Source organism: Bartonella sp. TT67HLJMS, from assembly GCF_042193375.1.
In the GTDB taxonomy this organism is placed as follows: domain Bacteria; phylum Pseudomonadota; class Alphaproteobacteria; order Rhizobiales; family Rhizobiaceae; genus Bartonella; species Bartonella grahamii.
Genome location: NZ_JBHILP010000002.1, coordinates 39,822 through 65,509 on the forward strand (window position 1 = coordinate 39,822; position 25,688 = coordinate 65,509).

The following is a 25,688-nucleotide window of genomic DNA, read 5'->3' on the forward strand; positions in this document are numbered from 1 at the left end:
AATTATAATAAGATTGTATGCTCATTGCAGATGAGCCGATTTTTTCTTTTATGTAATATCTTTTTTAATGCAATGGCATTTTTGACTGTTCTTTTTCATTCAGATAACTCATTATTTTCTCATGATTATTCCGTTTTAAGTGAAAAAATATGATATTTGCGCCAATGATGATAATAATCAAAGGCGAAAACCATAAAAACCAAGTTATTTTATTCAATGGTGGTTTCAAGAGAATAAATTCACCATATCGTTCAACAAGAAAGTCAGTGACTTGCTGATTACTATAGCCCATTTTTAGCCTTTCCCGAATTAAAAGCCGTAAATCACGTGCTAGAGCAGCATCTGAATCATCAATTGATTGATTTTGACAAACCGGACAACGTAAATGTGATGAAATATGGCGTGCTCTCGCTTCAAGAACCTTATCCTTTAAAATCTCATCCGGCTCTACTGCTATTGCTAATCGAAAAGGAAATGTTGCAATTAAAAAAAATAAAATCCAAAGATTTTTTTTCATCTCAATGTTTTTTCCAAAAATTTAAAGCAAGCAGTACCCTATTGTACATGCCAATGCGAAACCAATATCCCAGAAGAGAAAGACATCCGCCTATAGCCATCATGAATGCCCCTAACCAAATACATATTACATAAGGCTTCCACCATATGTGTACAACAAGACCCCGATTATCGGTATGTCCTGGTACAATATATAGCTGCGATAAGCCATAATTTTGAAGACCAACTTCTGTTGTTGATGTATTTTGGCTTGAATAAAATCGCTTTGAGGCTGTTACATGACCCACAATGTTTTTATTTTCATATATTTTAAAATAAAACTCCATTGCCGAATAATTCGAACCAACACCATCATACACTGCATCAAAATGAAGCGTTTTATCCGCTATCGTCACCCTATCCCCTACGTTCATGATTAAAATACGTTCTTGCCCAAAACTTGCCACACAAACAATACCAAATAATGTAACACCTAACCCCATATGTGCTATTGCTGCACCAAAAGTAGACCATGGCAATCCAAGAAATCTCTTAACGCGTACTGAAAAAGCTCTCTTGCCATATCCACTCTTTCCCCATAGATCCGCTAAACTGCCTAAAAAAACAAATGCTGAAAGCCCAATCCCTAAAACTGCAAAAATATCACGCAAAGATGTCGCATAAAATATTATAAAACAGACGATACCAACCAATACAAAAACAAACCATAACCGTTCAAAAACTGCAAGAAAATCACCGCGTTTCCATGCCATCATTGTCCCAAACGGAACAAACAACAACAACAAAACCATTAGCGGTCCACAGGTAAGGTTAAAAAAAGCAGCCCCTACAGAAATTTTTTGTCCTGTTAATATCTCAATAAAATAAGGATAAAGCGTACCAATCAATACTGTTGCTGTTATTGTTGTAAGTAACAAGTTATTTAAAACAATAAACCCTTCACGTGAAATTGGTTGAAAAAAAATTCCTGTTTTTAAAATAGGAGTGCGCAAAGCAAAAAGAAGAAAAGCCGCTCCCGTAAAAAAAAATAAAAGCGCAAGAATTGCTTGCCCCCGTGCTGGATCAACAGCAAAACTATGAACAGAAACTAAAAGCCCCGAACGCACAAGAAAAGTTCCCATCAGAGAAAGGGAAAAAGTAAGCAGCGCTAAAAACAAAGTCCAACTTTTCAATATTTCTCGTTTTTCGAGAACAAGAGCAGAATGTAAAAGAGCCGTTCCTGAAAGCCAAGGCATAAACGAAACATTTTCAACAGGATCCCAAAACCAATAGCCCCCCCATCCTAGCTCATAATAAGCCCAATAGGAGCCAACCATAATACCCAATGTCAAAAAACACCAAGAAAGTAAAAGCCATGGACGAATCCCACGCGCCCAAATTCTATCAACATGTCCCATAATCAATGCCGCAACGGCAAAAGAAAAACAAAGTGAAAAACCGACATAACCTAAATAAAGTAGCGGTGGATGAATTGCTAATGCGATATCTTGTAAAAGAGGATTGAGACCATTTCCCTGTAATGCTGGTGGATTCACACGTAAAAATGGGTTGGATACAAAAAGAATAAATAAAAGAAAAGCACTTGTAATCCAACTTTGGCAAATTAAAACAAGCGTCTTAAAATCTTCTGGAAAATGTTGGCTAAAAAAGGCCATCAATGCACTAAAAAAAGCAAGACTTAAAACCCATAACAACATAGAGCCTTCGTGGTTGCTCCAAACACCTGTAATTTTATAGAGCATCGGTTTTTCTGAATGAGAATTTTCAACAACGTTCAAAACAGAAAAATCAGATACAACATAAGCATAAATTATCACTAAAAAAGATAAAAGCAGTAATGTAAAAGTGATATATGTTAGAGGAACAGCTGTTTGCATTAACAAACGCTCTCTCCACCAAACACCTAAAGCAGGTAAGAACGCCCCTAATAAGCTTACTGAAAATGCTGCAGCTAAAAAAATATGACCCAGTTCGACAAGCACAATCGAATTATTTCTCCATACCGTAATGTTTTTTCAAACGATCAGCTGTTTCTTTAGGCATATAAGTTTCATCATGTTTTGCTAAAATACGTGTCCCTATAAAAAAACCCTGTTTATCGAAATGCCCTTCTACAATCACCCCCTGACCTTCCCGAAAAAGATCCGGTAAGGCACCGTTGAAAACCACTTTTTCATGTTTTTTATTATCCGTTACAAAAAAAATAACGCCTCTCTCTCCAACATATTGAACAGTTTCCTTTTCAACAAAGCCACCCAAACGCAAAGGGCGCCCTGTTAAAATATCTTCTCTTGTAATTTCAGAGGGCATTCTAAAAAAACTGACCGCATGACGCATTGCATATACTATAAGACTTGCTGCAATTGTCATAACCAAACAACATAATAATATGATCAGCAAGCGCCTTTTTTTTCGCTGCTCTAAAATAACCTTCAACGAAGAAGAATTCTTTAAAGATTGACTTTTCATAGACACTCTACGAAAAAAATTTAAATACGTTATAATTAAGTATCAATATTTTATTTTTTTAAGAGCTTTGCACATCTTCTACATAGGTGCAACTTTTTATCCAATACCTCACCTTTGCTAACAAACTTATCAATATCTTTCTTCCTTTTTTAGTTTTACAACCAATTTTTATTTAACCTATAACCACTTATATCGCGCTCTTTACATTCTTCATTTCTATTCCTTAATCTTCTTCACAAACACCTACTTCTAAGAGATTACTTCTCTTGTCTTTCTAAACAGCACTTCCCTTTATATTTCATCATCTCAATTGGCGATGATTGCTTTTCTTTGTATGCTCACTCGATAAATCACGTAACTGAATCATCATTTTTTTTACACGTGATTGTCCTGAAAAATTTTCAGGCATTGTATCAAGAAAGCTTTGTAAAAATTGCACTGCCTGCGCAGTTTTTCCTGCTTGATGCAATGCATCGGCCAACAATAAACGTGGATAAAAATCTGTTGGCGCTAAATCTGCTGCTTTTTGAAAAGCATTTTGTGCTTCTTGTGTTATCACTCCCCCTTCATAACCAACCAATGCTAAACCATATCCTACAAGCCTTGGAGCTGTTTCTCCATTCAAACGAAGTGCGTCTAAATAAGTATTCACAGCCTCTTGAAAAAGGCTTTCTTCGAGATACCCTACCGCTAACGCATCTGCTAGCTTGCCATCATGAGGTGCACGGAAAAAAAGCACTTGTAAACGAATAAGCTTTTCTTGCTTACTAAGAGTTTTAGGATCCTTATCCATTAATTCGCTAAAAAAATAACTTTTCACTTCTGGACTGCCTGTCAGACCATAAATATTCCATGTCATAAGAAGAACAAATAAAATACTTAAAGCCTTAAGAATATTTCTTTTTTTATTATGCATATAAAGCTTGTTAAACTCAATCGTATGCTTATGACTTCTATAGCCATCCACGGTTTGAACTTTCCATTCTTTCTTTATATCATCGTCAAAACGTAGTGAAAGAAAAAGAACACTTGCCAGAAAAGTCAGAAAAAATGCTGCAAAAATTAATAAGAGCATATCATTTTTTTCCAATACGCACAGAGAATGACTCGCTTACATTTTACCATCTTCATGAGAAGAGTGATGTGAATTGATAAAAATTCATTTTTTCATGGAAAATATTATAAAATCTATTGTCCATTTTTCTTATATATATCAATTAAACAAAGGAACTAAAAACAATGTTTCCCTACTCTTTATGTATTATCTGAAAATACTGCTTTACAAACTTTATAGACATTTCTTGCTTAAGGCGAAAATATGTTATTCTCCCATCTTAGGTAATAAAACTTTTGCATACAACCCACCCAAATCAGAACGTGATAAAAAGAGCTTGCCACCATATTCACTGACCATATCTGAAACAATTGCTAGCCCTAAACCTGCCCCTAGTTTACTTTCATTAAACCGCCGCCCTCTTTTTAATGCTTCCTCCATTTTGTCTTCTGTTAAACCAGGGCCATCATCTTCTACAAAGATACTAAAATATTCTGTTTCTTCAACATTTTCTTCTAAACAACAAGAGATCAAAACCTTTGCTCGAGACCACTGAGTAGCATTTTCAATCAAATTCCCTATAATTTCTTCTAAATCTTCCTTCTCTCCAGAAAAAACAATATCATCAACATCCATAATAAATTGAATTTGTTTTTCAGGATTAAGCTTTTTCATAACTCGCACTAAACGTTCAAGCACACTGCGAACAGACGTATGATAGACAATACTATCGCATTGTGCTGCAATCCGCGCACGCTGAAGATAATGATTGATTTGAGCTTGCATTATTTGCGTTTGCTCCCTCAACAAACAAGCCTTTTCTCCGCGCATCTTATCTGTCTCATTCATAATCACGGATAGAGGCGTTTTCAATGAATGCGCAAGATTACCAACCTGTGTGCGAAATCGCTCAATAATACGCTGATTATTATTAATGAGAGCATTCATCTCTTGTACAAGCGGCATTACTTCGCTTACTAAATCCGTATTCACATAGTGAACTTTTCCTTCGCGAATATCATTCAATGCGCGTCGAATAAGCTTCAACGGTTGAAAACTAAAGAAAATAATAGCAATATTAATAAGGACACTCCCGATACCAAAACTCCAAAGAAAAATTTGCAAAGTTCGCTTAAATTCCTTTACCTGGGCATGAGCTTCATCGATATTCCCAACAAGCCGAAAACGTGCAATATGATTTTCATTATCAAGAACAACATCACTCTCAATCACTTGTAGCTTTTGACCATTGTTCCCCTTTATCCGATAAGAGCGAAAGAACTTATTGTCAAAAGGTATATCAACATCACTTGGTGTAAATATCTCGCCTGTTCCCAATGAGGGGGATGTCAATCTTCCTTTTAAATTATGGGATATCGCAACAACTTCCCAATACCATCCTGTTGTTGGATCAGAATAACGAATATCATCAATCCCAGCCCCTCCTCTCAAAGTACCTTCCGATGACACCGTCACTGTTGCAATAAGACTGTAGAGTTGAGCAGAAAGAATACGCTCTAGGCTTTGTTCAGTTGAACGTTTATAAAATAAAATACTTACTGCAGAAATCGATAAAAGAGAAATAACAACCCATAATGTTGATAAGACCATAACACGTAAACTGAGAGATCGAGTAATTACAAAAAAGAACCTCCTACACCAATTATTCTCTTCGAAAGTATTCATTAATCACCTAGCGTTCTCACGCGATACCCCATTCCTCGAATAGTTTCAATCAAATCCACTCCAAGCTTTTTCCGTAACCGACCTACAAAGACTTCCACCGTATTCGAGTCCTTATCAAAATCCTGATCATAAAGATGTTCAGTAAGCTCTGTTCTTGAAATGACCCTGTCACAATGATGCATGAGATACGAAAGCAGTCTGAATTCATAAGATGTTAGTTTAATCAACTGACCATCCACAAAAACACGAGACGTCTTCGTATCCAACAAAACATTTCCGCAACATAATGCACTTGTCGCATGTCCCGTAGCGCGACGAATTAATGCTCGTAAACGCGCCATCACTTCCTCCAAATGAAATGGCTTCACAACATAATCGTCAGCCCCAGCATCAATACCGTGCACCTTATCAGACCAACGGTCTCGCGCCGTTAGCATTAAAACAGGCATGGTGTGCCCTTCTTGACGCCATTTTTCAACAACACGAATACCATCAATATACGGTAAACCTATATCAAGTATCACCGCGTCGTAAGACTCTGTGCTCCCTAAAAAATAAGCCTCTTCACCATCGAAAGCACTATCGGAAACATATCCTGCACGTCTTACAGCTTCTGCTAATTGATGATGAAGATTCCGATCATCTTCAACGATTAAGATACGCATCACAACACCATCTGCCAAAGACTAATCAGCAGGAACAAAAAACTCAACACGACGTAACTTTTCCCCATTACGGGCTGGTACAACAATCACAATTGCACACATGCCCTTTCCATCCTGAACAACTGGGTTTGAACGGACGAGAACCCCGCTCTCTTGCGCAGCAACCTTCTTACCTACTTCAGCACACCCAGAAGCTAGAACAGAATCTGCTCCTAAAAAAGCTGCTATTATTACGAACAAGAATTTTTTTTTCATCATAAATATTTCAATAACCCACCTCTTCTCTTCCTTGATAAAGGATAAAAGAAATAATGGTTTTTTTGGGTCGATTTAAAAATCACAAATGGAAATAATTTATCCTCTATCTTACAGAAGAATGCATTAACATTACTTTAAATTTTAAAAAACTCAAAATAAAATATTTTTAATAATGAGAATAAAGTTTATTAGATAAAATAATAAAATCTTAATACACTACCTTACGAAAAATGAATAATTCTAAAATCAACTCTTTCTCTGTTAGCACTATAGCAAAAAAATACTTCTACTCCATATAATTATTGTAGATTTGTTTGGTTGTATTTCTTTGCCATAGGCTCTCTTTAAATGTTTGATTTTTTTAAAAAAAAGAAAAGGCAACACCGTAAGCCATTTCACAGTCCTGCTCTCATTGAATTAGACGCACGATTAGATACAGCGCTTTATCACATTCGTTCTGCTAACAGTTTTTTCTGGAAAAAGGCAAAAATCATCTCACAAAATTTTCATCTTCAAGGATGGAAACGTTTTATCGTTGAAGTTCTCGATGAAATACTGACATTAGGGTTGATGGGATTTACTCTTTTCACTATTTTGGGCATTTCTGTTTTTGAACTGACCAAAACAGATTGGTCTTCTCCTAAAAACTTTTCCATTCTTTTTCTAGATCGCTATGGAAATTCCATTGGACACCGTGGTGCACTGCCGGCGATCTCTGTCCCCGTTGAAGAAATGCCTGACACTGTCATTAAAGCGGTTCTTGCTACAGAAGACCGTCGTTTTTTCGATCATTGGGGTATTGATTTTCAAGGACTTACACGAGCAATTTCACAAAATATGCAAGCTAAAGGTGTAGTGCAAGGTGGTTCAACTCTCACACAACAATTGGCTAAAAATTTATTCTTAACAAACGAGAGAACCATAACACGTAAAATCAAAGAAGCTTATCTTGCTCTTTGGCTAGAAGCAAATTTTAGCAAAAAACAGATTTTGCAACTTTATCTTGACCGCGCCTATATGGGAGGAAACAATTTTGGTATTGCAGCAGCTGCAAAATTTTATTTTGGAAAAAACATACGTCATGTATCTTTAAGTGAATCTGCTATGTTAGCAGGGCTCTTTAAAGCTCCAACAAAATATGCTCCTCATAGTCATCTCTTTGCTGCTCAAACACGTGCCAATGTAGTCCTTTCTAATCTTGTTAATAGTGGCTTTATGACGAAGAGCCAGATTATCAATGCGCATCGCCACCCTGCTAGGGCACTTCCCCAAATAGAAAATAATCAGGCTGATTATTTTCTTGATTGGGCATTCGAGGAAGTCAAAAAAATGCGTAATCAACTTCCAAGCCATAGTTTAATTATTCAAACGACCCTTGATCCAAATATTCAAAAAGCAGCAGAAGAATCAATTGCATATCATTTACATCAATATGGTCAACAATATCGCGTAACACAAGCTGCCACTGTTATACTCGATAATAACGGTGCCGTATGCGCAATTGTTGGAGGACTAGATTATAAAAAGAGCCAATTTAACAGAGCGACACAAGGCGGACGGCAAACTGGTTCTTCATTCAAACCTTATGTTTACGCAACCGCACTAGAACACGGACTGTCTCCCTCAACAATCGTTTTAGATGCTCCCATCAATTGGGGGGGGTGGACACCAAAAAATAATTCTGGTCGTTATTTGGGGAAAATTGATTTAGCAACAGCTTTAGCTTTTTCCATTAATACAGTCCCTGTGTATCTCACCTATCAATATCTTCACCGCGATACCCAACCCATTATAGATCTCATCAAGAATATGGGGATTAACGCGCATATTTTATCACACAAAACGATGGTTCTTGGCACTTCCAACATGACCCCCATGGATCAAGCAACTGGCTTTAATGTCTTTGCGAATGGCGGGATAGCTGGTAATCGTCATGGGTTCACGCAAATCAGAACAATCGATGGACATGTGGTATGGGATTTCGAGCATAACGGAAATAAGTTACACCGAGTTCTCAGCAGACAATCAGCTGCCTATATGAACCAAATGATGGTGGGTGTCACAACACGAGGGTCTGGTAAGCGTGCTGCTCTGCCTATGACTCTTGTCGCTGGGAAAACTGGAACATCACAATCCTATCGTGATGCTTGGTTTGTTGGCTTTACAGGCAATTATACTGGAGCGGTATGGATGGGAAATGATAACTTTTCACCGATGAATCGTGCTTTTGGGGGTGGAGTTCCTGCCATGATATGGCATCGCATCATGCTTGCTGCACACCAAAATATTATGCTCAAACAACTCTATGGTGTTAAAGATTCTCTTCTTCCTTATCATCCCCCAATACTTTCCTCCCATGTAGATTCTGAATTTTTTCCCCCAACACCCTCTACGCTTTCTCCTGAAACATTGAATATTGTGCGATTGATTAACAAAGATCTGAAAAAACCATCTGCAATTTCTTTGAAGATGAAAACAACTGGAGATTCAACATTTTGAATTCAAAATATTCTATGATGTTTTTTAATATCACCATTTTCTTTTTTATCTTCGCTTTTTCTATTTTATGTGGAAAATTGAGTGTCGATTATGTACTCAATTCCTTTCATCATTTTGGACTCTTTAGAATTGGAAAATGGAGTGCTTATCCACAAATGGGAACCGCCAATATGGATCCTTATACCCGCGCCCGCACCGCTAAACAAGGCATTGTTTCACTCGGACGTACTGAAGGTATTCAATTCCAGATTTGGCAAGATAACCAAGGGCGTTCACTCCACTCTCGCTGTCATTATTTGCTCAAAGGAACCATCCCTGAAACCCGTTTTTTTACCCTTTATACAGCTGACAAATCCCTAAAGCCCTATACTTCATCCAAAGAAATACCTTTTGAACTCCATACGAACGCTGTTACTTATGAGCGTGATGGCTCATTACACATCAATATTTCACCTACACCGCAAGCCGGCAATTGGCTTGCAACAGTTAGTCAAAAAGAATTCGGGCTTATTCTTACCTTATACGATACCTCAATCATCTCTGCAACGGCATTACAAAAGCTTACAATGCCATCAATAGAACAAATTCCATCAGGACAAATAAATTGTGACTAGATTCATTTATATCGCCCTTCTTGCAATCATTGGCGCTATTATCGTTCATGTTTGCGTTCTCTTTCTAATCCCCTATTGGGCACAAAATAATATATGGACAGCACTTAAAAAATCCGGCGCCCCTTATCAATTTGTTGCTTTTACTCCCGATAATCCTATTCAACAATCTGCTGATCCACTCTTTCTTCTTAAAGTCTGCAGATTTAATCTTGAAAATGGACCTGTTCATTTAAAAGCTTTGAAAACACGACAATTTTGGTCACTCGCTGCTTACACCCACAACGGAATTATTTTCTATAGCCTTAATGACCGAACAGCCCCTGATAATACACTCGATCTTATTATTGGAAAACCAATACAAATAATAGAACTCAAAAAATCAAAACCTAAAAAAAATGCTAATTCAGTTTTGGTTGCTAAAAATTTGAATGAAGGTTTTGTCATTTTACGTATTTTTGCTCCTTCTTCACTTGCAAAAAAGGAAAGTGAATCTTTCCTTTCATCTGCGACCTGCCGCATATTTTATGAATAAAAACGGACTAACCTCTCATTTGTACAACACCTTACTTTCTGTACGAAATAAACGAAGCCTATCAAAATGGTTATCTTTTTCCTCTATTAATCGAATATTCAAATTCAGGTTTGTCTGATTGTAGATCCCTAAATTTTTTATTGAGGTAGAATGAAATCTCTATTGCACATAATCATATCCTATTTGATACGCATCATCTGACAGAAAAAACTCCCCGCAATCAGAAGAGAAAAATCAAAATTCTAAATAAATATGCTACTAACAACCGTAAAACTTGTTATTTGAGTTTATTTCTTTTTATTTACAAACGTTTCCATAAAGTTCGCATCAATGACATGATAAACTATAGAAGAAATACTGATTACCTTCAATAAAGTGCGAATATAATCGCTGGAAACTTATAAGACATTACGCATCCTTGACCTCAAAAATAAGTGCTTTATTTTTCTCTTGTAAGCAGAAGCTTTTTGCAAGATATGCACTCTGAAAAAACTTGGCTTATAGTTTACAATTGAGGGGAAAAAACTTCATGAAGAAGAGATATGTTCGGTTCGTTGCAAGAGCAGCAGTATGGTCCCCTCGATTTGGTGGATTGGCGTTCTTTATTTTATTATTTTCAGTCATTTTACAACGTTTTTCCGTCATTAACGTAACCGACTTCATAATTTTGATAGGTATCTCTACTGGCTGTGTGATTATTTCTCTTTTTCTTGCTGTAAAAGCACTTTACAGCTTATGGGTCTATGGAGCCCTAGGGGGAATGAAAGCTTTAAAAGGAATCATTTATTCATTAATAACTGCTACACCATTGATGTTATTTTTTGGACTTTGGTTTACCTTACCGGCTCTTTACGATATTTCTACCGATACACAAAGCCCGCCAGCTTTTTTTCGCACAATACGTCCCAGCGATGCTTTACCGCTCAAGAGTGTATTGACTGAACAAGCAGCAATACAGATCTCACAATGGCCAGAAATGTCAGGGCGCCGTTATGATGGCTCACCTGATCGTATTCGCGAATCTGTTCTCAATGTTTTAGCAGCCTATGATTGGCCTGTTGTAGCGCAAAGAGAATTCAAAGGCGAAGAAAATGAAATTTACATTGAAACAATGGCAAAAACTTTTTACCTTGGTTTTATTTCAGACATTGTCATTCGTTTAACTGATGAAGGGGATACCACTTTTGTTGATATGCGTTCTGCTTCTCGTTATTTGCCAAGAGATTTGGGGAAAAATGCTGCTTTTATTATCGATTTTATGGATGCACTTGATACAGAAATCGCCTCACTTCCTCTTTCTGAAGATAATGAGTAGAGGTTAGAAGTATAGTAAGTTACATTTACTAAATTAGCTTATTTCAAAAATAAATTTTGAGACGTGCGGAAACGCACAAAACAGTTATCGTCTCTCGACGGCCATAAGCATTACTGACAAGTTCTTTAAACACCCAAAAGCAACTTATAGCCTCTTTTTAGCGCGTGACATATAGATAAAATATTTGAATTCAAATTCTAAACTTAAATACTATAATTGATTTTACATATATTTTTTATGCTCAGAAATCGCATCATAAGAGTAGTCAAGAAGACTTCTCTAATAAGGAAATTAAGCATTTCTTACAGGCTTATTTTTCCAATGAAAATAGAAAAACCCACCCTCATCAAGAAAGATGAAATACATTTATCATAAAATATGATGCATATGTAATATAGTTACAGAAAAAATCAACAATAAAATACACCTAAATTCATCTATATTTTAAAATAAATTATTATTGCAATTTCATAAAAATTTATAATTACAAATAATAGAAACTTATTTAAATTAAAATCATTTTTTATAAAACATAATTTAAATATAAATGCTAATATCTAATATATTTAAACGCAACATAAATAAAACAAAACGTCAAAAATAACAAAAAGAACCACCCAAATGTCTTAATCGCTTCCTTTATACTATTTTTCCAACTGTCACCACTGTATCTATAAATTAATAAAAATGAAAATATAAAAACAAATACTGAAAATAAAATATCAAAAACATTATTATATAAAGATAATAAATAATCATTTTTCATATAAATAACGTATACAAATAAAAACTGTTATAGAAAGTAATATAACAAATATAATGAACAAAAATGTGCTTAATAACATTTTTTTCACAATTTCTTTGTTACTATAACCTTTAAATTTATACCGTAAAAACATTGCATAGAAAAATATAAATAAAGCACATGTATAAGATAATAATTCTGCAATAATACGAGTAATATCACTCATAAAAAAATCCAAATTAAATATATATAAAAACAATAAACATTAACATATATTAATTCATACAAAAATTAATAAATTAAAATAATATAAAAAATAATTTATTATTATTTAATTATTTTTTTTCATTAAATACTTTATATACATAATACAATTTAAATAAATATACTTAAACAAAAAAATGCAAAAAACAATTCATAAAATATATTAAAAATATAGATAACAAATAAAATTTCCAAATTAATAATGAATAATCATTGTTCATATAAATAACGTATATAAATAAAAAATGTCATAGAAAATAATATAAATAACAAAAATATTCTTAACAAAATTTTTTTCCAAATTTCTTTTTTACTATAACCTTTATATTTATAATATGAAAACAATGTATAGAAAAATATAAATAAAGCACCTATAGAAAATAATAATTCTATAATAATACTAATAAGCTCATTCATAAAAAAATCCAAAATAAAATATCTATTATCATACACAAAAATATCCCTGAAATCAGTTTAGCCATAGCTTTAAAGTATGTTTACAATATCACTGATCTCAGAAATATCTTACTAGCTATCTTCTAAATAAATTAGAAACAGCATCTCTCCACTTTACGGATGACATTGCTTGTACTTATCTTTAAAACCGCTAATAACTCCTCCTAATCCGCCTGCTACTACTGCTTCCGGACCACCTAATAAACCAATTAATGCTCCTGCGCCTCCCTTTATGGCTGCTGATTCAACATAATCGCTTACTTCACAACTTGGATTCGGATGGCATTCATTGTACTTATCTGCCAAGGCGTCACCAGCTCCTGCTAGTGCACCTCCTATTACGTCTCCTATGAGGCCGCCTGCACCTTCTGCTTGGGAATGAGCGCCTGCGCTACAATTATCTTCTTCTGGAAAAAGCAAAATTTTTAGATGTGAGTTAATAATTGAATCATGTAATGAGCATGCTATTTAGCAAAAAATCAAATATAATTTGTAAAAATATATAACTCATAATAAATAATAAAATAATGATAATAACGTAATTCTATATTATTTTAAAATTCCTATATATTTAACTAATAAAATTCCAAAATAATATAATATAAAAAACGTAATTGTTGATAATATTTTCCTTTTTATACTCCAGTTCTTACCTTTAGATCTATTGTAAAAAAAAATTGAAAATCCATATATAAACGTTACCAATAAGGCGCCAGTAAAATTATTCATAACAAAAAAATCCAAAATAAAATATCTATTGTCTTAAACAAAAATATTCCTGAAATCAATTACCATAGCTTTAAAGTATGTTTACAATATCACTGATCTCAGAAATATCTTTATCGTTATTTTCTAAATAAATTAGAAACAGTGTTCTTCCACTTTACGGATGGCATTGATTGTACTTATCTATCAAACCGATAGCAGCTCCTAATAATCCGCCTCCTACTACTCTAGGTAGACCAGCTACTGCACCCAGCCCCTCCTCCTAATAAGGCTCCCACGAGACCGCCTGTGCCTACTGTTTGAGCATAAGAGCCTGCGCTACAACCATCTTATTCTGGAAAAAGCCAACTTTTGGGATGTGAGTTACTACTTTAATCATCTGATGATGCATGCTATTTAGCAAAAAAATCAAATATAATTTGTAAAATGTATAAATTATGATAAATAATAAAATGCTGATAATAACGTAATTCTATATTATTTTAAAATTCCCGTATATTCAATTAATAAATTTGCAGCATAATATAGTATAAAAAACCTAATTGTTGATAATATTTCCATTTTTATACTCCAGTTCTTACCTTTAAATCTATTGTAAAAAAACATGCAAAGTCCAAATCCAATTGCTGTCATTAAGGAGCTAGTAAAAGTATGCATAACAAAAAATCCAGACTGAAATTTCATCTACTTTATGAATGATTTAATAGAGAGAGCAATAAAGTATAATTCAAATAATAAACTTAACTCAAATAAGTATAATTTTATATATAAATAATTTTTTATAAAATTCCCATATATTTAACTAATAAATTTCCAGCATAATATAATATAAAAAACATAATTGTTGATAATATTGTCCTTTTTATACTCCAGTTCTCACCTTTAAATCTATTGTAAAAAAACATGCAAAATCCAAATCCAATTGCTGTTACTAAGGAGCGAGTAAAAGTATTCATAACAAAAAAATCCAAAATAAAATATCTATTATCACACACAAAAATATCCCTGAAATCAGTTTAGCCATAGCTTTAAAGTATGTTTACAATATCACTGATCTCAGAAATATCTTACTAGCTATTTTCTAAATAAATTAGAAACAGTGTCCCTCCACTTTACGGATGACATTGATTGTACTTATCTTTAAAACCGCTAATAGCTCCCATTACTCCGCCTGCTACTGCTGTTTCCGGACCACCTAATAAACCAATTAATGCTCCTACGCCTCCCTTTATGGCTGCTGATTCGACATAATCGCTTACTTCACAACTTGGATTCGGATGGCATTCATTGTACTTATCTATAAAACCGTCAGCAGCTCCTTCTAATCCGCCTATTGCTGCTCCTTCCGGACCAAATAATGCACCAGATGCTAGTCCTATGCCTCCGTGTATAGCAGCTGCTTCAGTATAATCGCTTACTTCACAACTTGGTGCCGTATAGCATGCATTGTATTTATCTACCACAGCGTCACCAGCTCCTGCTAGTCCACCTCCTATTGCTCCATTGACAAAGCCAGAACCGACACCTTTCGGTCCAGAAAAAAGACCTCCAACTGCACCAGCAATACCTCCTATTACTTCTCCTATGATGCCGCCTGCACCTGCTGCTTGGGAATGGGCTCCTGGGCTACAATCATCTTCTTCTGGAAAAAGCCAACTTTTTGGATGTGAGTTACTACTTGAATCACCAGCTCCTCCTATTCCGCCGCTTACTGCTCCACCGAGTAAGCCAGCACCTGCACCTCCTGGTCCAGCAATAGAACCTCCAGCTGCACCAGCACCACCTCCTAATATTGCTCCTACAGTGCCACCTGTACCTGCTGCTTGGGCATAAGCGTCTGTACTATAATCATCTTCTGGAAAAAGCCAACTTTTTGGATGTGAGTTACTACTTGAATCATTTGATGAGCTTGAACTACCCATTTAAATCCTCCTTTCTTTAAATTATTAAAAATAACTGTATCATAATGATGCGGTGGGCAATTCTTTACTGTTCATTTTATAATAAGTCAAACATAATTTGTAAAAATACTTTACAAATAATAAATACATTATGTTTATATTATATTTATACAAAGTGTATATTTTGTATAAATATAATACTATTTACAATACTGTTTAAATATGCGACATCCATCGCTCTTTCTCTTAAACAAAATCATAAATTCAAATGAGTCATTCACAAGAAAAACCAGTATCATTCTCTTGGTTTACAAGAACAACAAAGAAATATATTTATTATGTCATCGAACTCAGTTGCGTTGCTGTTGTTTTGCGTTTGCTGGGCTTGGTAAATCCTTTTATTTTTCAATCGATTATTGACCGTATTCTCCCTTTTCAGCGTATTGAAAGTCTCTATGCTATCGTTGTCTTGATGGTTGCTATCATGCTGTTTAGCACTGCTCTTAGCACTCTTTCAGGCTACTTAGGAGCTTATTTAGCCAATCGGCTTACGCTAGAATTTGGACGGCGCATTTACACCCATCTTTTAAGTCTCTCCTTGCCCACTTTACGCCGTTGGCAAGTAGGAGAATTGTTTTCACGTATTGGGGAAGTTGATACAATTCGCGGTTTTTTAACAGGAACCATCGCCACAACCGTACTGAATGTTCTGTTTGCCATTATTTATATTGCTGCACTCTTTTCCATTAGTCCGAAACTTACCTTCATTGTCCTTATCATTTTACCTTTACAAATGGGTTCTTTAGCGTTGGTCGGTCCCTTCTTGCGCCGCCAATTACGCCGTGCTTTTACTCTGCAAGCTGTCCATAAATCGCGCCTTATTGAAAGTTTTACCAATCTTGAAGCCATAAAAGCACACGTAAAAGAAGCTGCTCATACAATACGCATGCAAGAAACTTTAGCCCGTAGTTTAGATCAAAGCCTTACAACCAGTAAATTACATCTTCTCAATGGAGCCACGAGCCATATTTTTGGTGATCTTTTCACTATTTTTATTATCTTTTTTGGTGCTCAGGCAGTTCTTCAAAACCAGATTACACTAGGGCAACTTATTGCCTTTCATCTCCTCGCTGGAAATGTTTCTGGTCCTATCTTAAGCCTTGCATCCCTATGGGAAGAATGGCAGCATTTGAAAATCTCTCGTCTTCGTTTGGGCGATATTCTTAACTCCCCTCCAGAATGGGAAGAAGAAAAGCCGCCTCTTCAACTTAGCGCTCCTCCTCATCTTGAAGCCAACGATCTCTGTTTTTCTTATGGAGATAAGTCCATTATCAATCATCTTGATGTCTGTTTACAACCTGGGCAACCGATTATGTTACTTGGTCCTTCAGGGTGCGGAAAAACAACCTTGGCGAAGCTTCTTTGTGGACTCTACCCCCCAACAAGCGGGAAGATATTGATTAACGCCCAACCTTTACAGAATTTTGATGTCCGTAGCGTGCGTGAAACAATCGCGTATTTTCCTCAAAATCCTTGCCTTTTTTCCGGAACCATTCTTGAGAATATGCTTCTTGCCAAACCAGATGCCACTAAAGATGAAATCGATGCTGCACTATATGTTAGTGCTTGCCATGATTTGATTGCTCAGTTGCCTCTAGGACTTAATACCCAAGTAGGAGAGCAAGGTGGTTTTTTATCGGGTGGTCAGCGCCAACGCTTGGCTTTGGCTTGTTTCTTTCTGATAAACCCAAGCCTGCTTATTTTAGATGAACCTACTTCCGCATTGGATGACACTGTCAGTGCACAAATTGTTGAGCATTTATATAAACTTTCACAAGATCGTATTGTTCTTGTTATTACCCACAAAAGTGACCTCTTTCCTCAGCATGCAAACGTCTTAAACTTTACTGATTTGGAGGCAAAAAATGGCAGATAAAGCTCCCTATTTGCGCCCTTTGTCACCAACGCTTCATATGGTTGTTGCTGTTTTAATTGCTTTATTTCTCTTTATTGTGATCGGCAGCTTTATCGCAAAAACAGAGATTGTTGCACGGGGACAAGGAAGTGTTATTCCCACCGCTTACGTTCAGCTGGTCCAAGCGCAAAATACAGGACGCATTGAGAAAATCCTTGTAAAAGAAGGGCAATTTGTTCATCAAGGCGATCTCCTTATTCAATTAGATCCCCGTGAAGCCCTCAATGAGTGCGCACGTGTTCAAGCAGATATCGCGCAACAAACCCTTCAAGCACAAATCGCAACAGCTATTTTAACAGCTTTGCACGAAAGTGATCCTTTGGATAAAGATTTTGTGACCAAAGGGCTTGCCTATCTGCCAGCTCCTCCTTCTGGCAACACGACTGCAAGAATAGAAGGGGAAAAACTCATTAGCGCTGCCCTTCAATCTCTCCAAGATAAATTAAGAGCGCTAAAAGCACAAGCGGACCGCGTCGAGCGCAGCGGTGCAACACAACATGCGCAATTAGATAGGTTGGAAGATGATCGTCAATTAAGCCAAGGAAAATTAAAAGCTGCAAAAAGCCTGATGGAAACAAAAGTCATTAGCCAAGCCGTTTATTTAGAGCGTTTACATGACTTTAAAAATGTCGAGCATGAAATTTTAACCAATCAAAGACGTTTGGAAGAAAATGCCGCCGAAATCAATACCCTTCGCCAACAACGGAAAAGTCTCATTTCCGATGAAATCGCCCGCTATCGCCAACTTTCGCGTGAAACAGAACTGAATCTTCAAGGATTAAAAGCAAAGCTTGATAGCACTCAATACCGTCTTGATCACTTATCACTTTATGCACCTGTTGATGGGCGTATCGATGATTTAAGTATCCATACTTTGGGCGGCTTTGTAGAAGCTGGAAAAACGCTCATGCGCATTGTACCTGGTGCAGGCGGACTCATTGTCGAAGCGTTTTTTGATAATCGAGATATTGGTTTTTTAGAAAAGGGACAACGTGCTTACATCAAGTTTTCTGCCTTTCCGCCTGAACGTTTCGGTGTTATCCACGGTACAGTCGTTAATGTAGGCGCTACAGCGCGCTATGATAAAGAAATTAATAATGGTGTCTACGCTGTTTTAATCAAAATTGACCAAGATCATATCACTTTGAATAACAAACAACTTAAATTTATCCCTGGCATGACTGTGACAACTGATGTCATTACCTCAAAACGACGTCTCATTTCTTATTTCTTTGAACCTATTACCAAAGTTTTAGAACAATCTCTAAAGGAAAGATAATGTCTGTAAATGAAAATCCATCACCATCACTCATAGATCCTCTTACAGCGTTAGGAGCTATGGTTGTTTTAATGCTTACATCTCCCTTATACCGCCGCTGGCGAATCTGGGATATCGAACGCAACATAGGACCCGCCTTACAGACTGGGCAATACAAGCTCTATAAAAATGAACGTGGAGAATTTTGCGCTTTTATCACTTGGGCTTTTTTAGATGAAGAAAATCATCAATCTATGCTTGAAAAGGGAGAATTTTTACCCGATGCCAATTGGCAGAATGGAAAATACGTATGGTTTATTGATTGTGTAGCACCTTATGGCCATACTGCTCATATTGTACGCGATATGCAACGAAATATATTTCCTGATCAGCATTATTGCTACGCTGTTCGACGTAATGAAGATGGTGGAATACGAAAAATTGCGCGCTGGTGTTGCTACAGAGCAAAAAATCCAGCCAAATAGTTTTTCTAAAGCAAGTGCGCATAAATCATTTACCCCTCCCCTCTTATAAAGAAGAATCTTTTAAAAGAGTTCTCTGAGCGATAGCTATAGTAAAAGAAAGCCTTACCATATTTAGAGCTTCCCCGCTACAAATGGGTATTTTTCAGCTTACCAGACTTGCTATGAATAGCAACAAATGCTTAAGAGATTTAATCCACTCTCAAGCTAAACTTTGATTAATTTCACTAGAGTTGGCTGGGGTACCTGGATTCGAACCAGGGAATGCCGGTACCAAAAACCGGTGCCTTACCGCTTGGCTATACCCCAAAAAAACACGCTTTATAGGCGACTCTTGCACCTTATAGCGATTCCTGTGATTGGACGCAATATCTGAAAATCAAAGACCTTACTTTTTTATCATAAAGTGCCTGAGTCTTGTATGGTATTGCATCGATACAAATTCGTAGCAGAAACTGATATACAGTTGTGCTCTTAACACAAATAGAAAACATTTATCCACCAATTATTTTGCTCTTTGTATTGATTTTTTAGGAACAGAAAATGAAAATCTTGTAGTTTACTCATGTATCAATAAATTAGCATATGATTTACTTTTCTTGATATATTCCAATCTCATCTTGCTTCATTAAGATAAAAGCTGTCACCATATTGGAAACTGGTAAAGTGTGTGATAGTTGCTGTGCTCTTTCATTAAGCGTAAAGATGATAATGTCCACTGGTTTTTACATTATATTATTCATGAGTAGCGCCATAAAATGAAATCAAGCACATTGAAAAATATCTCCTAAAAATAACACTTAAATATTCTATTGCAAACACTATGACACACCTAATAGGTTAGAAGAGTCTTGCAAAAATTAAAAATATTTTATCTGGCATTTGAAAAAATAAAGATATAAGAACAAGGGATAATAGCTATTTCTATTTACTTTTTATTCAAAAGATAATGATATTTTTATCGGTTCATAGATGTAAAAAATCTTCAGAAACAATCTTTATATAGACTAATGCCTTTTTTGATTGATTGGCATACATTTCCTAAAAGCTCCTTTTATAAAAAGAGAGACATTAAAATTAATTTCATACAAAATAGGTATTCAACATTTGCTTTTAAATTCTGTAAATGGCAAATTAGACTTATGAAATAAGCTTAACAATTAGAATCGAGGAGATTTTTAAATGGCTTTTGAATTACCCCCGTTGCCTTATGATTACGATGCCCTTTCACCTTATATGTCACGCGAAACGCTTGAATATCATCATGATAAGCATCACCTCGCTTATCTTAACAATACCAATAATTTTGTGAAGGAGTTAGGCTTAGAAAATGAAAGCCTTGAAGATATTGTTAAAAAAAGTTTTGGAAAAAATATTGGTTTGTTTAATAATGCAGCACAGTATTACAATCATAACCACTTTTGGCTTTGGATGAAAAAAGATGGTGGTGGTCAAAAACTTCCTGAAAAGTTAGCAAAAGCTATTGACGCTGATCTAGGTGGTTACGACAAATTCCGCGCTGATTTTATTACTGCTGCTAGTGCCCAATTTGGTTCTGGATGGGCATGGGTTGCTGTTAAAGATGGCAAGCTTGAAATTATGAAAACGCCTAATGGCGAAAATCCCTTAATTCACAATGCCCGACCTATTTTGGGTGTCGATGTGTGGGAACATTCCTATTACATTGATTATCGCAATGCTCGACCAAAGTACCTCGAATCCTTTGTAGACCATTTAATTAATTGGGACTATGTTTTGAAACTTTATGAAGAATGTGAATTTTAAGCTATCTAGATAATTTTTTTAGTGTATGAAAGTCCCTATAATCCAATAAATTATCGGGGACTTTCAAACAAGATATTATGGATTAGCAACAGCCTTTTCCTGCTATCTTGAGAATATATGCATAGATATAGGCAACTTCTTCTAGCTTTGAAAAACGTCCAGCTGCACCAGCGTGCCCCGAATCCATATTAATACGTAATAAAATTGCATTATCGTCTGTTTTTAAGTCTCGTAATTTTGCCACCCATTTTGCAGGCTCCCAGTAAGTTACACGAGGATCTGTTAATCCTGCCATCACAAGTATAGGGGGATAGTTTTGAGCTTTGACATTATCGTAGGGTGAATAGGAAGCAATAAGCTTATAATCTTCTTCTGATTCAAGAGGATTGCCCCATTCGGCCCATTCTGGAGGTGTGAGTGGCAATGAAGCATCTAACATTGTCGCTAAGACATCAACAAAAGGCACATTCGCTACGATTCCAGCAAAATCCTGTGGAGCTATATTGGCAATGGCTCCCATCAACATCCCCCCTGCTGAACCACCATAAGCAATAAGCCGGTCGTGAGAAGTGAATTTATTGTTTACAAGGTAACGTCCACAAGCAATAAAATCTGTAAATGTATTGTGCTTAAAGAGATGTTTTCCTTTCTCATACCATTCTACTCCCTTTTCTTTTCCTCCGCGAATATGAGCAATCGCGTAAATAAAACCTCTGTTTACTAGAGAAAGTACATTACTATTAAAACTGGCAGGAATAGAGATCCCATAAGCACCATAACCGTAAAGAAGACAAGGCGCACCACCATCAAGAGGAGTGTTTTTGTGATAAAAAAGTGAAATAGGAATCTTCTCACCATCGTCTGCTATTGCTGTAATACGTCGTGTTACATATGCATCTTTATTATGCCCAGAGGGAATTATTTGCGTTTTTAAAAGCATTCGTTTACGACTTTTCATCTCATAATCAAACACTTGATCAGGTGTTGTCATAGATGAATAGGAAAAACGAATAGTTGGACTGTTATATTCTGCAACCCCTTGTAGACCTAAAGAATAAGCCTCTTCAGTAAAAGCAATGGAATTAACTTTTTTAGTGGTACGTTCCATTACTTTTATACGTGGAAGCCCCTCAAAACGTTCGATCCAGACAAGAAAATCTTGATAAGCATCATGGGATAATATTAGGCACCCAAGCTGATGTGGGACAAACTCAGACCAATTTTCTGATTGTGGAGATGTATATGGCGCTACCATAATTTTGAAATCTTTTGCATTATCTAGATTGGTCAGAATATAAAAGACATCACCACCTTCTGTAAGTGAATATTCAATACCTTTTTGTCGTTTCCGTACACATTGGGGAGTAGTAAAAGGTGCCTCAGCAGGAATCAACCAGATCTCTGATGTTTCATGATCATGAATATTAATATAAATAATATCATTAAGCTTAGAGCCGCTTACATCTAAGAAAAAACCTGGATTGTCTTCGCGAAAAATAAGCTTATCTTGTGATTGATCAGTGTTTAATCGGTGATAATAGAGCTCTGAAGGTCGGTGATTTTTATCCATTTTAGTATAGAAAAAACCTTCAGATCTAGCATCCCATACAATTTGACCAGATGTATCAGTAATTATGTCCATACAGTCAGACAATGTCTCAAAATTACGAATTTTAGCTGTATAGAATTCTGATCCTTTGTCATCATAGGTCCATACCACATATGTATGGTCAGGAGATTCTTGAACTGAACCAAACTTGAAATATTCTTTGCCTTCTGCCAAGACATCACCGTTAAGGTAAACGTTTTTTTCTCCGCCATTCCTTGGTGTCCGAAAATAATGCGGTTGTTGACCTCCGGTAACATAAGAGAATCCGTAAGCAAAAGGACCATGTTTTATAGGAACAGAACTATCATTCTCTTGGATCCTGTTTTTCATTTCGGTAAAAAGCAAATCTCGTAATGGTTTTGTATCAGCCATTTGAGCTGATTGATAAGCATTTTCTTTTTCAAGATAATGTCGAATATTTGGATCAAGACAGTTAGGATTTTTAAAAACATCTTGCCAGTTAGACGCACGTAGCCAATGATAGGGATCATCACGAAAAATACCATGATATATTTCCTTATGAGTGATTCTAGATGCTTTGGGAGGAGTTGCAAAAGTGCGGGTCATACACAATCCTATATTAAAATATGTTAACAGCTTCGTTTATATGTTAGAATCATAATTATTGATGCAAGTGTAAAAATCTATAAGTTCTATTCACTTGTAAAAATAGCGCTATGATAATTTTTAAAACTAATACCTTTCTGTCCATTACATATCACAGCTATTGTTTTCTAGGGATATAATACCACTTTTATAATGAAAGTGATTGGTAAGACAATTAAACTATGAGAAAAAGAATTGATTTTTTTTGAAACAGTATAATCTTATAATTTTATAGAAAGTAATAACTATATTTAAAGTATTTTTATTAATGTATAAAACATAAAAATATTCTATGTCGTTTTAATGAATAGTTTTATATTATAAGTAATGCTGTCGTGTCTTATTTATAATATAGTATGTTCTTTATTATTAAATTTAATAAATATAAATAATAAAAATAAATTTAAAATTTAGTAAAAATAAAATTACTAAATTATAAGTATTCAAAACAAAAAATACTAATTTATATATTATATTTTTATCATTAGTAATTTTATTTTTACGTTCTCAAAAAAAATAAATAAATTTTATCCTATATTTTTTTATATTTGTGATGTATTGTATGTTATGTATGATATGTTATAGGATAAAAATATATTTTAGCATGTAATAATTTCGTTTTTCTTATTTTATATTATGACAAAAAAGAGGTATTTATTTGATTTTTTTGTGTTTTGGCAATTTTATAGAATAATTGAATTGACAAAAAAGATTTTTGTACAATATGAAGCTCATGTGCATGAGATCTTTATATTATGAGTATATGCACTATATCTCGATTTTGAATTACTCAATTTTAAATTAAAGGAAACAAGAATGGAACATCGTGCAGTCTTAGAGACTGAAAGCAATTTAGTTATTACATTGGTTGCTGATATTGTTGCTGCCTACGTGAGTAATAATTCTATTCGACCGACTGAAGTGCCAAGTTTAATTGCTGATGTCCATGCTGCTTTTCGTAAAGCAGGGAATCTAGAGTTAACAGAAGTCGAAGTTGAAAAACAAAGGCCTGCCGTTAATCCAAAGCGTTCAGTATTTCCTGATTATCTCATTTGCCTTGAAGATGGGAAAAAATTTAAATCTCTGAAGCGTCATCTCATGACACATTATGGGATGTTGCCAGAGGAATATCGTGAAAAATGGCAGTTAGATAGTTCTTATCCTATGGTGGCGCCTAATTATGCAAAAACACGATCAGCTTTGGCCAAAGAAATGGGTCTTGGACGCAAAAGTAAACGGAAAAAAACTAAATAATCTTATTTTGCGAAAAAATGGTTTCGTATATAAATTTGATTTCAGTATACATGTTTTGTGTGAAGCTTTTGTATGTATAGCAATTTCTATCAAGGGGATTATACATAGCTTTCGTTACGAATCCGTTTAATCATTGATTTCAGACCATTTGATCGTTGTGGTGTAAGATTTTCATTTAAACCAAGTTTTTCAAAGAGCTCTTGAGCATCGGAATTGCGAATTTCAGAAGCTTTTTTGCCTGAATAAAAAGCAAGAAGTATGTAAATGAGTCCACGCACAATATGAGCATCGGAATCACCTTGAAACGTCAATATTGGATCTTCTGAGTTATTACGTGAAGATAAAAGCCACACTTGGCTAACACAACCAGGAACTTTGTGAGCATCGTTTCGAGCGCTTTCCGGAAAAGGTGGCAATTCATGGCCAAGCTCAATGACATAACGATAACGGTCTTCCCAATTATCCAAAAGCGAAAAGTTCTCTATGATATTACCGATTGTTTCCGCCATTATTTTAGTCCTGTTTCGTTTGAATAATCATTCTTAAATACACTTATAAAAAATAAATATTTATTCTTCCTAACATAAATAACACGAAGAACGTTAAAAATCCTTATTTCAAGATAACATTGTATGGCTTTGTAAGAACTCTTGTATTGCGATTTTGCAAGAAACATTAGGGGAAATCTCTGATATTATTGTTGTTCCCTAATATGTTGCCTAAATATTCATAAGCAGCTCTTGCACCGTAATATGCGCGTTCACCAAGTGAACTTAAAAATGATTTTCCTACTTTGCAGGTTTCTATATTACGGTCACAAAATGCTCCTAGGTCATTTAAAGCTTCTTTAAATGCACTAATCACATCGCTTGTTGTTGTCTCATTATTTTTGGGGCTAGAAGAATGGTCACTGCTTGGATTTGCTACAAAAAATGAAATAATGACAAAAATAAAAAATAAAAAAAATGATAATTTGATTAAAAAACGTATCATGGGCAATCAATGTACCGCAGTGGTAA

20 protein-coding genes, 1 tRNA gene and 1 pseudogene are annotated in these 25,688 nt (G+C 35.3%); 9 read left to right on the top strand and 13 right to left on the bottom strand.

Going from position 1 to position 25,688, the window contains the following annotated elements; genetic code table 11:
- Positions 1-64: 64 nt before the first annotated feature.
- The 7 genes from ACFIJQ_RS01435 to ACFIJQ_RS01465 all read right to left on the bottom strand — a co-directional run bounded on the left by ACFIJQ_RS01435 (position 65) and on the right by ACFIJQ_RS01465 (position 6,648).
- The gene (locus ACFIJQ_RS01435; protein WP_273788394.1) at positions 65-517 is read right to left on the bottom strand and encodes a cytochrome c-type biogenesis protein; all 453 of its coding nucleotides are present in this window, start codon (positions 515-517) and stop codon (positions 65-67) included.
- A gap of 1 nt (position 518) precedes the next feature.
- The gene (locus ACFIJQ_RS01440; protein WP_375628175.1) at positions 519-2,498 is read right to left on the bottom strand and encodes a heme lyase CcmF/NrfE family subunit; all 1,980 of its coding nucleotides are present in this window, start codon (positions 2,496-2,498) and stop codon (positions 519-521) included.
- 7 nt (positions 2,499-2,505) lie between these two features.
- Positions 2,506-2,985 carry a cytochrome c maturation protein CcmE gene (gene ccmE / locus ACFIJQ_RS01445; RefSeq protein WP_273788396.1) on the bottom strand — a complete coding sequence of 160 codons (480 nt, stop codon included), beginning with the start codon at positions 2,983-2,985 and terminating at the stop codon, positions 2,506-2,508.
- A 301-nt stretch (positions 2,986-3,286) separates the two neighbouring features.
- Positions 3,287-4,060, bottom strand: a complete 774-nt coding sequence (locus ACFIJQ_RS01450) for a tetratricopeptide repeat protein (RefSeq protein ID WP_375628177.1) — start codon at positions 4,058-4,060, stop codon at positions 3,287-3,289.
- A gap of 246 nt (positions 4,061-4,306) precedes the next feature.
- Complete coding sequence (locus ACFIJQ_RS01455) at positions 4,307-5,725, bottom strand: ATP-binding protein (RefSeq protein ID WP_375625099.1); 1,419 nt, start codon at positions 5,723-5,725, stop codon at positions 4,307-4,309.
- A complete protein-coding gene (locus tag ACFIJQ_RS01460; RefSeq protein ID WP_273788399.1) occupies positions 5,725-6,390 on the bottom strand; it encodes a response regulator transcription factor in 666 nt (221 codons plus the stop codon). Before ACFIJQ_RS01460 ends, ACFIJQ_RS01455 begins: the two co-directional genes overlap by 1 nt.
- Positions 6,391-6,411: 21 nt before the next feature.
- Positions 6,412-6,648, bottom strand: a complete 237-nt coding sequence (locus tag ACFIJQ_RS01465; RefSeq protein WP_375628179.1) for a hypothetical protein — start codon at positions 6,646-6,648, stop codon at positions 6,412-6,414.
- 348 nt (positions 6,649-6,996) lie between these two features.
- On the opposite strand from ACFIJQ_RS01465, the gene ACFIJQ_RS01470 reads away from it, so the two are divergent.
- The 4 genes from ACFIJQ_RS01470 to ACFIJQ_RS01485 all read left to right on the top strand — a co-directional run bounded on the left by ACFIJQ_RS01470 (position 6,997) and on the right by ACFIJQ_RS01485 (position 11,608).
- Positions 6,997-9,147, top strand: coding sequence for a transglycosylase domain-containing protein (locus ACFIJQ_RS01470; protein ID WP_375628180.1), 2,151 nt, complete (start codon positions 6,997-6,999; stop codon positions 9,145-9,147).
- Positions 9,148-9,164: 17 nt separating this feature from the next.
- Positions 9,165-9,761, top strand: a complete 597-nt coding sequence (locus ACFIJQ_RS01475; protein WP_375628323.1) for a DUF1214 domain-containing protein — start codon at positions 9,165-9,167, stop codon at positions 9,759-9,761.
- The gene (locus tag ACFIJQ_RS01480) at positions 9,754-10,293 is read left to right on the top strand and encodes a hypothetical protein (RefSeq protein ID WP_375628182.1); all 540 of its coding nucleotides are present in this window, start codon (positions 9,754-9,756) and stop codon (positions 10,291-10,293) included. Before ACFIJQ_RS01475 ends, ACFIJQ_RS01480 begins: the two co-directional genes overlap by 8 nt.
- A gap of 529 nt (positions 10,294-10,822) precedes the next feature.
- Entirely contained in the window at positions 10,823-11,608 is a 786-nt protein-coding gene (locus ACFIJQ_RS01485; RefSeq protein ID WP_375628183.1) for a DUF1499 domain-containing protein, read from the top strand.
- A 1,579-nt stretch (positions 11,609-13,187) separates the two neighbouring features.
- Here ACFIJQ_RS01485 and ACFIJQ_RS01490 read toward each other — a convergent pair.
- Together ACFIJQ_RS01490 and ACFIJQ_RS01495 are read right to left on the bottom strand one after the other, a co-directional pair.
- Complete coding sequence (locus ACFIJQ_RS01490) at positions 13,188-13,493, bottom strand: hypothetical protein (protein ID WP_375628185.1); 306 nt, start codon at positions 13,491-13,493, stop codon at positions 13,188-13,190.
- Positions 13,494-14,911: 1,418 nt separating this feature from the next.
- Complete coding sequence (locus ACFIJQ_RS01495; RefSeq protein ID WP_375628187.1) at positions 14,912-15,721, bottom strand: hypothetical protein; 810 nt, start codon at positions 15,719-15,721, stop codon at positions 14,912-14,914.
- A gap of 247 nt (positions 15,722-15,968) precedes the next feature.
- On the opposite strand from ACFIJQ_RS01495, the gene ACFIJQ_RS01500 reads away from it, so the two are divergent.
- Genes ACFIJQ_RS01500 through ACFIJQ_RS01510 form a run of 3 tightly spaced genes read left to right on the top strand, consistent with a single transcriptional unit; the run spans position 15,969 to position 19,418 of the window.
- Positions 15,969-17,636: a peptidase domain-containing ABC transporter gene (locus ACFIJQ_RS01500; protein WP_375628189.1), complete on the top strand. Its 1,668-nt coding sequence runs from the start codon at positions 15,969-15,971 to the stop codon at positions 17,634-17,636.
- On the top strand, positions 17,626-18,954 hold the full coding sequence (locus ACFIJQ_RS01505) for an HlyD family type I secretion periplasmic adaptor subunit (RefSeq protein ID WP_375628191.1): 1,329 nt from the start codon (positions 17,626-17,628) through the stop codon (positions 18,952-18,954). The genes ACFIJQ_RS01500 and ACFIJQ_RS01505 overlap by 11 nt, the downstream gene beginning before the upstream one ends.
- Entirely contained in the window at positions 18,954-19,418 is a 465-nt protein-coding gene (locus tag ACFIJQ_RS01510) for a toxin-activating lysine-acyltransferase (RefSeq protein ID WP_273788406.1), read from the top strand. Before ACFIJQ_RS01505 ends, ACFIJQ_RS01510 begins: the two co-directional genes overlap by 1 nt.
- A 231-nt stretch (positions 19,419-19,649) precedes the next feature.
- Here ACFIJQ_RS01510 and ACFIJQ_RS01515 read toward each other — a convergent pair.
- Positions 19,650-19,724 (bottom strand) — tRNA-Gln (locus ACFIJQ_RS01515).
- A gap of 873 nt (positions 19,725-20,597) precedes the next feature.
- Between ACFIJQ_RS01515 and ACFIJQ_RS01520 the strand changes: the two genes are divergently transcribed.
- Positions 20,598-21,200 carry a superoxide dismutase gene (locus ACFIJQ_RS01520; protein WP_273788744.1) on the top strand — a complete coding sequence of 201 codons (603 nt, stop codon included), beginning with the start codon at positions 20,598-20,600 and terminating at the stop codon, positions 21,198-21,200.
- Positions 21,201-21,282: 82 nt separating this feature from the next.
- On the opposite strand, the gene ACFIJQ_RS01525 is transcribed toward ACFIJQ_RS01520, so the two are convergent.
- Positions 21,283-23,376: a S9 family peptidase gene (locus ACFIJQ_RS01525; protein WP_375628193.1), complete on the bottom strand. Its 2,094-nt coding sequence runs from the start codon at positions 23,374-23,376 to the stop codon at positions 21,283-21,285.
- Between the two features lie 855 nt (positions 23,377-24,231).
- On the opposite strand from ACFIJQ_RS01525, the gene ACFIJQ_RS01530 reads away from it, so the two are divergent.
- Positions 24,232-24,669, top strand: a complete 438-nt coding sequence (locus ACFIJQ_RS01530) for a MucR family transcriptional regulator (RefSeq protein WP_012754848.1) — start codon at positions 24,232-24,234, stop codon at positions 24,667-24,669.
- A 98-nt stretch (positions 24,670-24,767) separates the two neighbouring features.
- Here the strand turns inward: ACFIJQ_RS01530 and ACFIJQ_RS01535 are convergent, their stop codons facing one another.
- Together ACFIJQ_RS01535 and ACFIJQ_RS01540 are read right to left on the bottom strand one after the other, a co-directional pair.
- Positions 24,768-25,178, bottom strand: coding sequence for a SufE family protein (locus ACFIJQ_RS01535; RefSeq protein WP_012754847.1), 411 nt, complete (start codon positions 25,176-25,178; stop codon positions 24,768-24,770).
- A 108-nt stretch (positions 25,179-25,286) separates the two neighbouring features.
- A pseudogene (locus ACFIJQ_RS01540) lies at positions 25,287-25,662 on the bottom strand (DUF5330 domain-containing protein).
- Positions 25,663-25,688: the final 26 nt, after the last annotated feature.

Coding starts and splice junctions, on each gene's coding strand:
- ACFIJQ_RS01435 (WP_273788394.1), bottom strand. CDS start 517: ATGAAAAAAAATCTTTGGATTTTATTTTTTTTAATTGCAACATTTCCT.
- ccmE (WP_273788396.1), bottom strand. CDS start 2,985: ATGAAAAGTCAATCTTTAAAGAATTCTTCTTCGTTGAAGGTTATTTTA.
- ACFIJQ_RS01450 (WP_375628177.1), bottom strand. CDS start 4,060: ATGCTCTTATTAATTTTTGCAGCATTTTTTCTGACTTTTCTGGCAAGT.
- ACFIJQ_RS01455 (WP_375625099.1), bottom strand. CDS start 5,725: ATGAATACTTTCGAAGAGAATAATTGGTGTAGGAGGTTCTTTTTTGTA.
- ACFIJQ_RS01460 (WP_273788399.1), bottom strand. CDS start 6,390: ATGCGTATCTTAATCGTTGAAGATGATCGGAATCTTCATCATCAATTA.
- ACFIJQ_RS01465 (WP_375628179.1), bottom strand. CDS start 6,648: ATGATGAAAAAAAAATTCTTGTTCGTAATAATAGCAGCTTTTTTAGGA.
- ACFIJQ_RS01470 (WP_375628180.1), top strand. CDS start 6,997: ATGTTTGATTTTTTTAAAAAAAAGAAAAGGCAACACCGTAAGCCATTT.
- ACFIJQ_RS01475 (WP_375628323.1), top strand. CDS start 9,165: ATGTTTTTTAATATCACCATTTTCTTTTTTATCTTCGCTTTTTCTATT.
- ACFIJQ_RS01485 (WP_375628183.1), top strand. CDS start 10,823: ATGAAGAAGAGATATGTTCGGTTCGTTGCAAGAGCAGCAGTATGGTCC.
- ACFIJQ_RS01495 (WP_375628187.1), bottom strand. CDS start 15,721: ATGGGTAGTTCAAGCTCATCAAATGATTCAAGTAGTAACTCACATCCA.
- ACFIJQ_RS01500 (WP_375628189.1), top strand. CDS start 15,969: ATGAGTCATTCACAAGAAAAACCAGTATCATTCTCTTGGTTTACAAGA.
- ACFIJQ_RS01505 (WP_375628191.1), top strand. CDS start 17,626: ATGGCAGATAAAGCTCCCTATTTGCGCCCTTTGTCACCAACGCTTCAT.
- ACFIJQ_RS01510 (WP_273788406.1), top strand. CDS start 18,954: ATGTCTGTAAATGAAAATCCATCACCATCACTCATAGATCCTCTTACA.
- ACFIJQ_RS01520 (WP_273788744.1), top strand. CDS start 20,598: ATGGCTTTTGAATTACCCCCGTTGCCTTATGATTACGATGCCCTTTCA.
- ACFIJQ_RS01525 (WP_375628193.1), bottom strand. CDS start 23,376: ATGACCCGCACTTTTGCAACTCCTCCCAAAGCATCTAGAATCACTCAT.
- ACFIJQ_RS01530 (WP_012754848.1), top strand. CDS start 24,232: ATGGAACATCGTGCAGTCTTAGAGACTGAAAGCAATTTAGTTATTACA.
- ACFIJQ_RS01535 (WP_012754847.1), bottom strand. CDS start 25,178: ATGGCGGAAACAATCGGTAATATCATAGAGAACTTTTCGCTTTTGGAT.